General features: G+C 68.7%; 13 protein-coding genes. 5 read left to right on the top strand and 8 right to left on the bottom strand.

The annotated features are described in order from the left end of the window. On the bottom strand, nt 1–798 hold the full coding sequence (locus tag ACGF7Y_RS10645) for an MBL fold metallo-hydrolase (protein ID WP_393231860.1): 798 nt from the start codon (nt 796–798) through the stop codon (nt 1–3). Nucleotides 799–845: 47 nt separating this feature from the next. On the opposite strand from ACGF7Y_RS10645, the gene ACGF7Y_RS10640 reads away from it, so the two are divergent. After that, a complete protein-coding gene (locus ACGF7Y_RS10640; protein WP_393231858.1) occupies nt 846–1,232 on the top strand; it encodes a MerR family transcriptional regulator in 387 nt (128 codons plus the stop codon). Between the two features lie 47 nt (nt 1,233–1,279). Here ACGF7Y_RS10640 and ACGF7Y_RS10635 read toward each other — a convergent pair whose 3' ends face one another. The 5 genes from ACGF7Y_RS10635 to ACGF7Y_RS10615 form a co-directional block, all read right to left on the bottom strand. Then, nucleotides 1,280–2,068 carry an HAD family hydrolase gene (locus ACGF7Y_RS10635; RefSeq protein ID WP_393233127.1) on the bottom strand — a complete coding sequence of 263 codons (789 nt, stop codon included), beginning with the start codon at nt 2,066–2,068 and terminating at the stop codon, nt 1,280–1,282. Between the two features lie 59 nt (nt 2,069–2,127). After that, the gene (locus ACGF7Y_RS10630) at nt 2,128–3,267 is read right to left on the bottom strand and encodes a cysteine protease StiP family protein (protein ID WP_393231855.1); all 1,140 of its coding nucleotides are present in this window, start codon (nt 3,265–3,267) and stop codon (nt 2,128–2,130) included. Beyond that, the gene (locus ACGF7Y_RS10625) at nt 3,264–4,697 is read right to left on the bottom strand and encodes a phosphoribosyltransferase domain-containing protein (RefSeq protein ID WP_393233124.1); all 1,434 of its coding nucleotides are present in this window, start codon (nt 4,695–4,697) and stop codon (nt 3,264–3,266) included. The genes ACGF7Y_RS10630 and ACGF7Y_RS10625 overlap by 4 nt, the downstream gene beginning before the upstream one ends. A gap of 80 nt (nt 4,698–4,777) precedes the next feature. Continuing rightward, a complete protein-coding gene (locus ACGF7Y_RS10620; protein WP_393231852.1) occupies nt 4,778–5,992 on the bottom strand; it encodes an HpcH/HpaI aldolase/citrate lyase family protein in 1,215 nt (404 codons plus the stop codon). Nucleotides 5,993–6,005: 13 nt separating this feature from the next. Beyond that, nucleotides 6,006–7,223, bottom strand: a complete 1,218-nt coding sequence (locus ACGF7Y_RS10615; RefSeq protein WP_393231849.1) for a hypothetical protein — start codon at nt 7,221–7,223, stop codon at nt 6,006–6,008. Between the two features lie 145 nt (nt 7,224–7,368). Here ACGF7Y_RS10615 and ACGF7Y_RS10610 point away from each other — a divergent pair, with 145 nt between their 5' ends. The 3 genes from ACGF7Y_RS10610 to ACGF7Y_RS10600 all read left to right on the top strand — a co-directional run bounded on the left by ACGF7Y_RS10610 (nt 7,369) and on the right by ACGF7Y_RS10600 (nt 9,921). Beyond that, on the top strand, nt 7,369–7,944 hold the full coding sequence (locus ACGF7Y_RS10610; RefSeq protein WP_040871215.1) for a TerD family protein: 576 nt from the start codon (nt 7,369–7,371) through the stop codon (nt 7,942–7,944). Between the two features lie 158 nt (nt 7,945–8,102). Then, nucleotides 8,103–9,203, top strand: a complete 1,101-nt coding sequence (locus ACGF7Y_RS10605; RefSeq protein ID WP_393231846.1) for a DUF475 domain-containing protein — start codon at nt 8,103–8,105, stop codon at nt 9,201–9,203. Nucleotides 9,204–9,297: 94 nt separating this feature from the next. Continuing rightward, the gene (locus tag ACGF7Y_RS10600; RefSeq protein ID WP_062966718.1) at nt 9,298–9,921 is read left to right on the top strand and encodes a Tellurium resistance; all 624 of its coding nucleotides are present in this window, start codon (nt 9,298–9,300) and stop codon (nt 9,919–9,921) included. Between the two features lies 1 nt (nt 9,922). On the opposite strand, the gene ACGF7Y_RS10595 is transcribed toward ACGF7Y_RS10600, so the two are convergent. Then, a complete protein-coding gene (locus tag ACGF7Y_RS10595) occupies nt 9,923–10,822 on the bottom strand; it encodes a DMT family transporter (RefSeq protein WP_393231842.1) in 900 nt (299 codons plus the stop codon). An 83-nt stretch (nt 10,823–10,905) separates the two neighbouring features. Here ACGF7Y_RS10595 and ACGF7Y_RS10590 point away from each other — a divergent pair, with 83 nt between their 5' ends. After that, nucleotides 10,906–11,439, top strand: coding sequence for a CGNR zinc finger domain-containing protein (locus ACGF7Y_RS10590; protein ID WP_393231840.1), 534 nt, complete (start codon nt 10,906–10,908; stop codon nt 11,437–11,439). On the opposite strand, the gene ACGF7Y_RS10585 is transcribed toward ACGF7Y_RS10590, so the two are convergent. Next, nucleotides 11,436–12,827: a hypothetical protein gene (locus ACGF7Y_RS10585; protein ID WP_393231837.1), complete on the bottom strand. Its 1,392-nt coding sequence runs from the start codon at nt 12,825–12,827 to the stop codon at nt 11,436–11,438. The two genes, ACGF7Y_RS10590 and ACGF7Y_RS10585, sit on opposite strands and share 4 nt — an antisense overlap. Nucleotides 12,828–12,896: the final 69 nt, after the last annotated feature.

The following is a 12,896-nucleotide window of genomic DNA, read 5'->3' as shown; positions in this document are numbered from 1 at the left end:
TCAGCTCGCGCGCTGGAACTCCCACGGGTCGTGCGCGCTGATCAAGGTGACCTCGTCACCGTGATCGCGGCGTAGTTCGCGCAGCCGCGCCTGGGTGCCCAGTCGCAGGTCGTGGTGGACCTCGGAGGTGGTCTGCACGATGTCGAGCACCGGGTGGGGCTGCGGCGCCGGATCGAGTTCGCGATGGTAGTAGTACGCGTCGCCGCAGTGCAGCAACCAGCTGTCGCCATCGCGGACGGCGACACCGGTGTGGCCCGCTGTGTGCCCGCCCAGCGGGATCAGCTGAAAGTCGCCGGGCAGATCCTTCGGTTGGATCGCGTCGAAGCCGAACCACTGTCCCGTCGGGTCCGACGGGTAGGTCTGCCAGAGCGGGTCGTGGGCCCAGTGCGCGGGGCGGTAGCGGAAGCTGGGCGCTTCGGCTCGCGCCGCCGCCAGTTCCGCGGCGAGCACGTGGACCCGTGCGTGCGGGAAGTCGGGCAGTCCGCCGCAGTGGTCCACGTCGAGGTGGGTGAGGATGATGTGCCGGACGTCGACGGGGTCGTAGCCGAGCCGCTGGACCTGCCGGATCGCCGTCTCGTCCTCGGTGAGCACGGGCTGGGCCATCGCCACCCAGTCCGCCCCGAGCGTGCCCGCCGGGTCACGCACGTCATCGAGCCCGATGCCCGTCTCGATCAGGACCAGTCCGTCGGATGCCGTCTCGACCAGCAGGCAGTGGTTCACGGCATGGGCGGGCGCTGGTCCGTCGTAGGTGGCTTCGATCTGCCGGACCGAGCCGCAATTGAGGTGATGGATCGTCATGCGAGTTAGTCTGTGACTTGAAGCGCGGTTCAAGTCAAGGAGACGAGATGAACGACCTGCTCGATATCGCCGAAGTCGGCGAGCGAACCGGCCTCGCCCCTTCCGCACTGCGCTTCTACGAGAAACGCGGACTCATCACCGCCACCGGCCGCAACGGCCTGCGCCGCACCTACCACCCCGACATCCTCGGCCGTCTCGCCCTCATCGCCTGCGCCCGCGGCGCCGGTTTCACCCTCGCCGAGATAGCCCGCTTCCTGCGCGCCTCCCCCACCGACGCCGAACTACGCACCCGCATGGCGGAGAAAGCCAGGCAACTGGACGACGACATCACCCGCCTCATCCGCATGCGCGACAGCCTCCGCCACGCCTCCACCTGCACCCACGACCCCTTGGTCGAATGCCCGGACTTCAAGTCCACCTTCGAACCGGCATGACACGAACCCGATTCGTCGCGGCACCGGGCCGACGGATGCCGTGCTGGCTACTCGGCGGGCGGCGGAGCTGCCTTGATGAACCAGTTGATGATTTCCTCGCCCGCCAGGATGCCGGTGGCTCGGGTGATGGTGAGGTTGGGGTGGGTCCAGTTGAGTTGTTCGAGTTCGCCGTGGCGGGGGCGGATGGCGGAGTCGGCGGCGCGCAGCATGTCGGCGTCGAGGGCGCCGTCGCCCGCGGCGAGCGTGCGGGCATCGTCGGCGAGTTCTCCGCCTTCCCAGAGGCGCTTGCGCACCTCGTCGACCGCGCGGCTCTTGCAGACGGCCTGCGGCATGGTGTAGATCTTGCGGCCCTGCTGGGACGCCGACCAGCCGCGTGGACGACACCAGTCGTCCCACTCGGCCAGGAATCCCTCGGGCACCTCCTTGGGCTTCACCACCAGATAGCAGAAGAGGTGGTCGGCCACGCGGAACTTGGTGACCCAGGAGTCATCGATGCGGGCGTGCAATTCCTTGCTCACCTCGGACAGGGTGGCGCCTCCCGCACGGACCTTGGCGTCGATATCGATGCGCCAGCTCAGATCGGGCACGCCGTCGACCAGGATGTTCCCGCCGTTGCTGGTGATCGCGTAGCGCCAGGGCGCTCCGGGCAGCCGGATGCGGTCGAACTGTTTGATGGTGCGGGTGGTGGTGGGAACGACGGCGGCGGGTTCGGTCAGGGTCTGCATCCGCAGCGCCGCGGTGGTGGTCATGAACGACAGCGGCGCCCCTTCCAGATGCTCCACGCAGACCGTCGGCACGTCGGCGGTGGTGCTGAAGGCGTTACGCGAGTAGATCATCGTCCGGTCCAGGTCGGTCGCGATCAGCGCGCGTCTTCGGTGTGCTTTCGGAGATAGGTTCACTGCTGCACGTCCTTGATCAATCCCATGCACGAATATGCCAGGTCGGCGACGACTTCGACCGGGACACCCCGGGCCGCGGCGAGCATCCGGATGTGCGCGTGCTCCGGCGCGTCCGCCTCGCGCACCAGCACCCGCCACGGCACCCGCCGCAGCAGCACCCGCGTGGTCTCGCCGACGCCGGGCTTCACGAAGTTCACGCTGGCGATGCCGTAACGCTCGCGCACCTGCTCCACCGACGCCCAGCCGGACCAGGTGGGCGTCCGGTCACTCGCGCGGACCGCGGCCAACTCCGCGGGCACCCGGTCGCCGATCACGTCGAAGGCGCCGCTCACGACATCCAGCAGACGTCCGGACACATCCTCACCGACCAGTTCCCGGTAGAACTTGGCGCCGTGAAAATCACCGGGGCCGATCAGCGTGTCGTTGAGGACCGTGCGCGAGACCAGGCCGGAAACGGTCGAATTCAAGCAGGCCGAGGCGATCAGGAAGTCGTCGCGGGTGCCGTAGGTACGCACGCAGTAGCCGGGATCGGCCAGCACCGCCAACTCGTCGTCGAACCGCGCGCCACCGGCCGCGTGATAGGCGTCCAGGGCCTCGGTCAACTCGCGGGTGATCGCCCCTTTGCCGGTCCATCCGTCCACGAACACGACCGAGGACGGATCGTGCTGCTCGGCCAGGTAGTCCAGCGCCACCGCGTCGATGCCGCGATCCCGCACGATCGACACCGCGTAGTGCGGGATCTCGAGGCCCGGACGCCGCGAACGCAGCCAGCGGCGCATCAGAATCCCGACCGGCGTGCCCGCCCGCGCCAGCGACGCCAGGACGATGTCCTCGCCGCGTTCGGCGACGACCAGCTCGGACACGGTCGCCACGGCCAGCGCGAGCCGCTCGGCGCTGGCCGCCAGCACCTCGTCGAACAGCGACCGATACGTCGCGTCCGGCTGGTACTCGATCGGCAGCGACTCCGCGTAGTGCGCCTGTCCCGCCTGGATCCGCCGTTCCCGCTCGGCGACATCGGCCTCCAGATCGACGCCCGATAGGTCCTTGAGCAGCCAGGAGACCTCGTCGGCGGCATAGGAGCCGAACTCCGGCCCGTGCAGCGGCGTGGGTAGCGCACCCACCCTGGTACTCGTCACGCCCGGCTCCCGGCCGCTGTCGCGCGTTCGGCGTGCAGCCGCCGCGGGTCCGCCTCCGGCAGCACCGCGAGCAGCACGTCCGCGCCGGAAGCGGTCAGCACGTCCACCAACCCGTGCTCGGCCATCAACTCCGCCGTGTCGGCGGGTGAGTCGACCACGACGACGAGCACCGGATCGGCGGCCGGGCCGTCGCCATCGGCACCACTGCCGACACCGCCATCGGCACCACTGCCGACACCGTCATCGGCACCACTGCCGACACCGTCATCGGTAATCGCGCCGGCGGCCTCGTCGCGGCGCGGCGGAGCGGCGAGCAGCGAGCCCAACCCGGCGAGGTCCGCCTCGAACACGTCGAGAGTCACCGGCCAGTGCGCGTTGTAGAGATAGCGCGGCGCAGGGTCGCCCGGTTCGGGCGCGATGAACCGGAACCCGCGCCGCAACGGATACCCCGGCTCGTCCAGCACGTAGGCGGGCGATCGCGTGGTGGTCTGGAAGCGCGTCGGCGTCCCCGTGTCGGCGAGCAGCGCCGCCAGTCGCAGCGGCAGATACATCAACTCCTCGTGCCCGAGCACGATGACGGCCCGGCCGGGGAAATCGGTGGCGAGCCGGGCGGCCAGCACCTGCCCCGCCTCCAGCAGCGCGGCCTCGAACGCGCCGGTGTCGGAGGCGAGTACGCCGTGCCTGCCGCCCTCCGGAACGGAGGCGGGCCACGGTAGCTCCATCCGTCGGAACGAGCCGAGATGTCCCGCGGTCGGATTCAACCGCGGCTCGGGGAGAGCCCCGACGGCGTCGACCAGCTCCGGGGGCAGCGACGCCCGGCCTGCGGCGAGACAGACCGTGTCGATCCGCGCCCCGAGTTCCGCCGCGGCGGTGTCGAATGCGGCACGGTCGGCCTCGGTACGCAGGTCGACCAGCGACGCGAGCACGTAGTGGGCGCGCGGCGAGAAGGCGTGCAACGCGCGCACCGCATCGATCGCCGTGGCGCCGGTAGAAATCTCGTCGTCGACGAGCACCAGCGGCAGTTCGTTGACGAAGATGTCGGCGGGCGCCGGTTGCAACAGGTGCGAGGTGGCATGCGAATGCCCCTCCTCGAACCCGGCGAGCGTCTGCGCGTGCGGCACCTCGCGCCGGGTCGAATGGAGATAACAGCTCGCGCCGATCCGCGCGGCCACACAGTGGCCGAGTCCCGTCGCGGTCTCGGCGAACCCGAGCACGACGGCTTCGCGTTCACCGAGCACCGCGCGCACCAGATCACCCAGGTGATCGCCTGCGCCGAGCACCACCCGCGGATCGGTCGGCAGGTGCTTGCCGAGCACGGTGGAGACCAACAGGTGCGCCCGGCGCCGGTTGTTGTGGCGAACACCCGGCTGGACCAGCGCCGTGATCGGCAGCCGTGCCGAGCGCAGCCGGTCCGAATCGCGTTCGCGCATCGGGTCGTGATGCAGCGATATGCCGAGAGTTCTTGTCGCCCAAGGGATTTCGCTGTTATCGAGTTCGGTCACTCGGCGGTTCATACGGTGACCATCGCGGTAAGCAGATCCACGAACGACACTCCCTTGTTCGCCACGCCGAACACCCGTGCGCGCAACAAGGTCTGTCGCGCCCAACTGCGATGCGGCCGCATCTCGTTCATCTTGTTCCGGTAACCGGAGGCCGCCACGCCGCCGACGTCCTCGCGCAGGATGTCCAGCGCGTCCGAGTACTCCTCGTGCGACACCACAGACAGCGCGTGCACGGCGGACACGTGCGACGGGTGGATCACCGTCTTGCCCTGGATGCCGTTGGCCCGGTCCAGCGTGATCTCCCGCAGCAAGCCGTCCAGATCCCGGCTGACCAGGTATTGCCGGAACGGCACCGCGTCGGACTCCTCGAACGGCGCGGTCCGCAGCAGCGGCCGGAACATCCGTTCGTGATCGGCGAAGTACTCCCACACCGGCCCCGTGATGACGAACCCGGTACCGTCCGCGCGCCCCAGGTAATTCACGATGTCGGCGATGACGTCGGCGACCACCCGCACGTCGTAGATGGTCAGGTCGCGGTCGCGGCGGATGCCGAACGTCGAGCACATGTCGGTCGCGCCCACCCGCACCGCGAGCACCCGGTCTCGATGCGCGGCCAGCAGCGCCGCGATCTGGGTGAGCTCGTAATCGCGGGTCTCCCGGTGCACCAGCCCCGGCGACTCCAGCACCGGCATCCCGTAGAGCGGCCGGTTCACCCGCTGGGCCGCCACGTTCAGCGCGTTGAGGTACTTCGGTCCGGTGACGCTGTCGAACTTCGGGAACACGAACCCGGTCAGCACCTTGGCGCCCGGTCCGAGTTGCTCGATGAGTTCGGTGATCGTGTCCGCGTCGCGCACCCGGACGAACAACAGGGGGTTGGCGTCGTGGCTGCCCGCGAGCAGATCGAGCGCGGCGACGGTCTGCTGCTTGGCGTACTCCACCTCGTGATCGGCCACCGCGTCCTCGAGGTCGATCACCATCGAACACACCCCGTGCTCGGCGCGCCTGCCGATCGTCAGCGCGAGATCGGGCCTGGTCGCGGGCGCATACAGCGTCGCGCCGAGCCCGATCGCGAGCAGCTCGCGATCGGTGTGGTCGTCGCCGAACGGCTCGGGCTGCCGGTGGAAGAGTCGCCTCGCCTCTGGGCCGTGCAACTGCCGGAAGTGGCGCAGCGGCATTCGCTTCCGCAGGGAAACCTCCTGCTGGACGGCGATGCCTGCGGTCATCGTTGCCCCATCCTCATTCTCGTCGTGGTCCTGCTTGTCTTCTCATTCGTTCCACTACCCCGGCTATGAATTCCGTAACGGCATTCAGTTCCGTCACATAGGCCCAGTAGTCGGGATGACGCCCCGACAGTGTTTCGCTGATTCGGTCGATCCGTGCCGCTTGCGCGTCGAGCACCGAACCCCATTCGGCGACCAGCCCGCGGCTCACCGCGAGCATCTGCGCGTCCCGCAGCCGGAATCGTACGGCCTTGGCCTGTTCTTGCGGGTCGGACCGGATCGCACGCAGCAAGGTGAGCCGCTTGGTGACGGCGTCGACTCGCTGCTCGGCCTCGGCTAGGAACCCGCGCGCGGATGTGGTCAGATCAAGTGCAAACTCCGGATTGTTCTCCGCCGCCGCCGTACGCGCCCTGCCCAAGGCCGCGTCCGCGGCCTCGATGGCTCGCTGGCTTTCCCGCTCATTGTTAGCCAGATCGGCCGAACTCGCAGCATTGAACTCGCGCAGCAGCGCCGAGAAGGCCGGCGGAACGCCTTCGGCCCTGGTCCGGACGGCGGCAATGCGGGTTGTCACCGAGGAGATAGCGGTGGTCGCGGCCGCGGCCCGAGATGGTGCTTGCGCCAACGCATCCGCCAGCTCCCTGGTGGCCGTGTCCAGCCGGTTCGCGGCCTCCCGCACCGCGCCCGCGGGTGCGCCGGAACCCGAAGCCTCCAGTGTGACCAGCGCCTCATCGACCGCGGTGGCGCCCTTGCGCACCGACGGATAGTTCGCGAACTCCGACTCGGCGGCCCGGCCGCGCACCTCGGCCGCGGCGGCCTTCACCTGCTGCGCCAACCGCGGCACCGCGCCGAGCACGGCCACCGCCTCTTCGAGCTTGCCCTGGTCGCCGCGATAGAACTCATCGACCGCGTGCGCCGCGTCGGTCAGTTGCCGTACCGCGGCGTCGACGCGTTGCCCGCCCTGCGGGACCGGCGGCCCGCCCTGCTGCGCGGCCTCCAATTCCGCGCTCAGCGTCAGATAGACCTCCGCGGCGCCATAACACTTGTGGCGCAGCGGTTCCCAGCGCGCGCCCGTCCGCCGCTCGGGGAAGATCTGGTCGGCCGCGTGCACCGCCGCGTCGGCCGCGCTCTGCCGCCGGTCCATGTCGAGGAACGCCGCCGCCAGCGTCGCGCGGGCATGTTCGATCCACTCGTCGTTTCCCGACGAACGGAACCAACCGCGCCTTCGCCCTGCCACGCCCCGATGGTAGGAGATCTTCCTGTTCGCCGGGGGTTACGCCGGTTCCTACGCAAGTTCGCGGAAACCTACTACTGTCGGATGACGTACCCGGCGATTCGGACATGCTGGGAACCAATGACGGACTATTGAAAGGGAATCCCGCATGGGTGTCAGTTTGTCCAAGGGCGGCAATGTCTCGCTGACCAAGGCGGCGCCTAACCTCACTGCTGTTGCAGTCGGCCTCGGGTGGGATGTTCGGACCACCACCGGCACCGACTTCGACCTCGACGCCAGCGCCATCGCGACCGGCGCGGACAAGAAGGTCCTGTCCGACCAGCACTTCGTCTTCTTCAACAACCTGCGCTCGCCCGAGGGCGCGATCGAGCACGCGGGCGACAACCGGACCGGCGAGGGCGAGGGCGACGACGAGGTCATCAACGTCGACCTGGCAAGCACCCCGCCCACGATCGAGAGCATCTTCTTCCCGGTCTCGATCTACGACGCCGACTCCCGGTCGCAGTCCTTCGGCCAGGTCCGCAACGCCTACATCCGCGTCGTGGATCGCAGCAACGGCGAGGAGCTCGCCCGCTACGACCTCACCGAGGACGCGTCGACCGAGACCGCCATGGTCTTCGGCGAGCTGTACCGCAACGGCGCGGAGTGGAAGTTCCGCGCGATCGGCCAGGGTTACGCCTCCGGTCTGGCGGGCATCGCCCGTGACTACGGCGTGAACGTCTAAGCAACACTTCGCTGTTCGCAGGGGGCCCGGCGACGGGCCCCCTCGTCATGCGGCCCAGGCATGCCGGCGCCCTGGGAGCAGCGTTGGACAACCGGCGATCCAGCAGCCACGCTGGTAGCAACGTCGCCGCCAAGTCTTCACTCACGAAAGGTCCCAGCGTGGTCCTGCGCATATTCGGCATGTCTCTCGTCGTCACGGTGCTCTCGCTCATCGCTGCGGTCGTGTACGGCGGACCGACCGCCCTCGCGCTCGCCGCGATCCTCGGCATCCTCGAGGTGTCCCTCTCGTTCGACAACGCCGTGATCAACGCCACCGTTCTCGAACGCATGAGCGCGTTCTGGCAGCGGATCTTCCTCACCATCGGCGTGTTGATCGCCGTCTTCGGCATGCGGCTGGTATTCCCGCTGGCCATCGTGTGGATCACGGCCGGGCTGGATCCGGTGCGAGCCTTCGACCTGGCCCTCAATCCGCCCCCGGGCGACGCGCTGACCTTCCCGGACGGCAGCCCCAGCTACGAGAAACTGCTCACCGACGCGCACCCGCAGATCGCGGCGTTCGGCGGCATGTTCCTGGCGCTGCTGTTCCTCAACTTCATCTTCGAGGAACGCGACATCACCTGGCTGAGCTGGCTGGAACGGCCGCTGGCCAAGGCGGGCAAGCTGGACATGCTCTCCGTGGTGGTCGCAGGCGGCGGCCTGATCCTCACCGCGGAGTTCATCGCCGACGAGGCGCACCGCTCGACCGTCCTGGTGGCGGGCCTGCTCGGCATGATCACCTACATCGCGGTGGACGGCCTCGGCTCCATGTTCCACACCGAGGAGCACACCGAAGGCGGCCCCTCCGAACTGGTGAAGGCCACCGGTAAGGCGGGCTTCTTCCTGTTCCTCTACCTGGAGGTGCTCGACGCGTCGTTCTCCTTCGACGGCGTGATCGGCGCGTTCGCCATCACCTCCGACCCGATCATCATCGCGCTCGGTCTCGGCCTGATCGGCGCCATGTTCGTCCGGTCGATCACGGTGTACCTGGTCCGCAAGGGCACCCTGTCGGAGTACGTCTACCTGGAGCACGGCGCGCACTGGGCGATCGGCGCGCTCGCGGTCATCCTGCTGGTCTCGATCGGCGTGCACATCAACGAGATCGTCACCGGCCTGGTCGGCGTCGCGTTCATCGGCGCGGCCTTCCTCACCAGCATCGTCCGCAACGGCCGAGCGGACGAGGAGGAACTGGACAGCGAACGGGAACCCACGCCGGTAGGCTGATTCCCGGCAAGCAGCCGAAGACCCGTTGCGGCAGCGGCCCCATCCCCGCGGATGGCCGCTGCCGCTCTCGTTTCCACAGAGGGGGGATCGCGCCATGGCGATCAACGCCAACCCTGGCGGCGTCAACCTGTCCAAGGTGACCTTGTCGAAGGCGACGCCCAGCATCAATCTGACCAAGCCGGGTGAGCAACAGGGCACCATGCGGGTCAACCTGAACTGGTCGAGCGGATCCAAGGGTTTCTTCCGCCGGTCCAAGCCCGTCGACCTGGACCTCGGCTGCCTCTACGAACTGTCCACCGGAGCCAAGGGCGTCGTCCAGGCGATCGGGAACAATTTCGGCACGTTGGAGGCCGAGCCCTACATCCGGCTCGACGGCGACGACCGCAGCGGTTCGGCGACGACGGGCGAGAACATGCACATCGACCTCGCCCGGCCCGAGTTGTTCCGGCGCATCCTGATCTTCGCCTTCATCTACGAGGGCGTGCCCAACTGGGCCGCCGCCGACGGCGTGGTCACGCTCTACCCCACGTCCGGTCCGCAGATCGAGGTCCGCCTCGACTCTCCGGTGGACGGCGCGCGATCGTGCGCCATCGCCCTGCTGCTGAACCAGGGGGCCGGGATCACCGTGCACCGCGAAGTGCATTACGTCAACGGCGCCCAGCGTGAACTCGACCAGGCCTATCAGTGGGGCATGCAGTGGCAGGCGGGGCGCAAGTAGGTCACCGCGCCGCGGGCACGGGCTGCCGCGCCACGACCGCCGAACCGGTCGGCGTGCGCGCGGCGAACACCAAACCGACCAGGCCGATGCCGAGCCCGGCGACCGTCAGCAGTCGCAACGGCTGATCGATCAGCAGCCAGGCCAGGATCGCGGTCACGGCGGGCGTCGCGAAGAACAGCTTGCCCACCCTGGTCGCGTCCCAGCGGCGCAGCATGGCGTTGAACAGCAGGAACGCGGCCATGGAGTTCACCAGCACCATCCAGGTGAGCGACCCGGCGAAGCGACCCGCGTCCGACACGTGCGTCTGACCCGACAGCCAGGCCAGCGCCCCCGCGATCGGCGCACTCACCACCACGTGCAGCGCCGTGGCGGCCCTTGGATCGACGGCGGGCACGAACCGTTTCTGGTACACGGTGCCCAGGCTCAGCCCGAGCAACCCCACCACGCACAACGCCAATCCGGTCAGGGAGAAGTGGGACTGGTCGAACACGGCCAGCGCGACTCCGATCCCCCCGACACCGAAGCCGAACCACTGCCGCAGCGTGACGACTTCGCCGATCAGTCCCGCGCACAGGGCGATGACCACCGGATTGAGGCCCTGCACGAGCGCGATCACCGCCGCCGAGACGTGCTCGGCCATCGCCGTGTAGAACGCGCCGAACTGGACCATCTGCATCAGCAACCCGGCGACGAGCACATGGCGCAGTCGACTTCCGCGCGGCCACTCGACCCGCGCGAGCAGCGCGTACGCGACGAGCAGAATTCCGGCGACGGCGAAGCGCACGAACAGCACCAGCAGTGGTGGCGCGGCGCCGACCCCGATCACACCGGCGATGAACGCGCTGCTCCACAACAGGACGAACAGCGGCTGCGCGGCCACCATCGCGAACCGACTCTGCACGGAACCTCCCGAAATAACCACCTTGGGTGGTTATCACCGTGACATCCTGCGGACTAACCTGTCAAGGCGGTTACCATGAGGGCGTGTTCACCTTCGTGAGCGGAAATCTCGCCTTGGACTTCGCCGGGACCGTCAAGGCGCGGTCGACCACGTTCGAGGACGCCCTCACCACACCCGCCGCGCTCGCCGACTGGATCGTCGCCGCGAACCTGCTCGACGATCCCCCGCCCAGCGATGCCGACACCCTCGCGCGTGCGGTGCGCCTGCGCGAGGCGGCTTATCGGTCGGCACTGGCCGCCGCTCGCGGACACTCCCTCGACGACGCCGACCGCCGCACACTCAACGAATTCGCCGTGACAGCACCGCCCTCGATCAGCCTGGGCACCGACGGCGCGGTCGTCCGTTCCGGTGACGCGGATGCCGCCTTGGCCGCCATCGCCCGTTCCGCGATCGAGCTACTGGGTGGCGGGGCACTCGTCAAGGAGTGTGGCCGGACCGTATGCACCCGGCTCTATGTGGACACTTCCCGGGGCGGCTCGCGCCGTTGGTGTGACATGACGCTGTGCGGCAACCGCGCCAAAAGCGCCGCCTTCCGCGCTCGGCACGGCGGGCCTTAGACCACCGGGACCAGACTGCGGGGGTCGGACTGTGCCACCGGGGGCGGCGTCGAACGGTGCCCTCGGGGCATCGCCCACACGAACACGAAGAACAACACGATCAGCAGGCTCGCGCGCCCCCACACACCGAATTGGACGACGTTCTCCATCTGCTCGACCGAGGTGCCCGCACCCATCGAGTAGAAGTAGCGGAACACCCCGATCCCGATGGCCGCGTCGGCGACGAGATAGCTGCCGATAAGCCACCAGGGCACCTCGAGCAGCACGAGGAACGGCACCAGCCACAGGGTGTACTGCGGCGAATGCACCTTGTGGAACAACAGGAATCCACACAGCATCGCCCCGCTCACGCCCACCCACGGGAAAACACCGACCGCCAGGTAGCGCTTCCAGCCGAGCCACATCGCGAGCGCGAACGCCGCGAGTACCAGCAGCGGCGAGGCGATGGTGACCACCTGCTGAAATGCCACCTCGCCGCGCGCGTCCGGGCCGAACATCGGCCGCAGTCCCCAGTACCAGATCGAGTTCGTGGTGATGTCGGCCTGACGCAACTGCTGGAACGTGATCGACGCGCGCCAGCCTTCGTACCCCACCAGCGCGAACGGCAGGTTCACCGCGACGACGGTGCCGATCGCCGCGGCGGCGGTGAGCAGCGCGCCGCACAGGTCGAGTTCGCGCTCGCGCTCTTCCGGGGCGCGGTCGACGCCGCCGGTCAGCACGTACGCCAGCAGCGGCAACACGAAGATCCCCGGGTACAGCTTGAGGCAGAACCCGAGGCCGAGCAGCACCGCGGCCAGGATTCCCCTGGTACGCACGGAGTATCGGGTCAACGTCGCCATCACGTAGACGGCCGCCACCGCCGTGCAGACCACCGGGAGCTCCCAGTTGTGGAAGGCGTAGAGCACCAGAGGCGGTCCGGCCGCCCAGAGCAGGGCGGCGCCTCCGGCCAGGCGAGCCAGCATCCACGCGGTCAGCAGCGCGAACGGCGCGAGCAGCAGCGCGGAGTACCGCAGGAAATCGGCGTCGTTGTGCGCGCCTACCGCGCCGAGCCACATCAGCACACCGCTGAGCACCGGGTACTCCACCGCGCCGCCGACCAGGGCCCCGCCGTCGGTGATGCCGCCGCTCACATAGGGAAAGACGTGCTCGTTGATGTCTCGGCCCAGCCAGAGGAATTGGATGTCCGAATAGCAGACGTCCGAATCCTTGATGACGTCGAAAACCGTGCTGCGCCCGTCCCGGTCGAACGGCGCCCCGGCGCAGCGCGCCTTGTTCGCGTACGCCAGCCCCAGGACGAGACCGCAGAGCAACACCACCACCACGGCCAACGCCGCGCGGCGTCGCACACCACCCGCGGGCAGGTCGCTGGCGGCGAGTGCGGTCGGCATGGATCCACCCTAAGCGGACGGTCCGGGCCGCGCCGCCGTTCCCCTCCCCACGAAGGTGAACGCGCGGGC

This window comes from Nocardia sp. NPDC047654 (assembly GCF_043205035.1).
Classification (GTDB): Bacteria; Actinomycetota; Actinomycetes; order Mycobacteriales; family Mycobacteriaceae; genus Nocardia.
The sequence above is the reverse complement of the archived record's forward strand: the minus strand, read 5'-3'. Positions and strand labels throughout refer to the sequence as shown.

Bases quoted from the DNA above. Each gene is read 5' to 3' on its own strand.
- ACGF7Y_RS10620 (WP_393231852.1), bottom strand. From the start codon at position 5,992: ATGACCGCAGGCATCGCCGTCCAGCAGGAGGTTTCCCTGCGGAAGCGA.
- ACGF7Y_RS10640 (WP_393231858.1), top strand. From the start codon at position 846: ATGAACGACCTGCTCGATATCGCCGAAGTCGGCGAGCGAACCGGCCTC.
- ACGF7Y_RS10600 (WP_062966718.1), top strand. From the start codon at position 9,298: ATGGCGATCAACGCCAACCCTGGCGGCGTCAACCTGTCCAAGGTGACC.
- ACGF7Y_RS10625 (WP_393233124.1), bottom strand. From the start codon at position 4,697: ATGCGCGAACGCGATTCGGACCGGCTGCGCTCGGCACGGCTGCCGATC.
- ACGF7Y_RS10635 (WP_393233127.1), bottom strand. From the start codon at position 2,068: ATGATCTACTCGCGTAACGCCTTCAGCACCACCGCCGACGTGCCGACG.
- ACGF7Y_RS10645 (WP_393231860.1), bottom strand. From the start codon at position 798: ATGACGATCCATCACCTCAATTGCGGCTCGGTCCGGCAGATCGAAGCC.
- ACGF7Y_RS10585 (WP_393231837.1), bottom strand. From the start codon at position 12,827: ATGCCGACCGCACTCGCCGCCAGCGACCTGCCCGCGGGTGGTGTGCGA.
- ACGF7Y_RS10610 (WP_040871215.1), top strand. From the start codon at position 7,369: ATGGGTGTCAGTTTGTCCAAGGGCGGCAATGTCTCGCTGACCAAGGCG.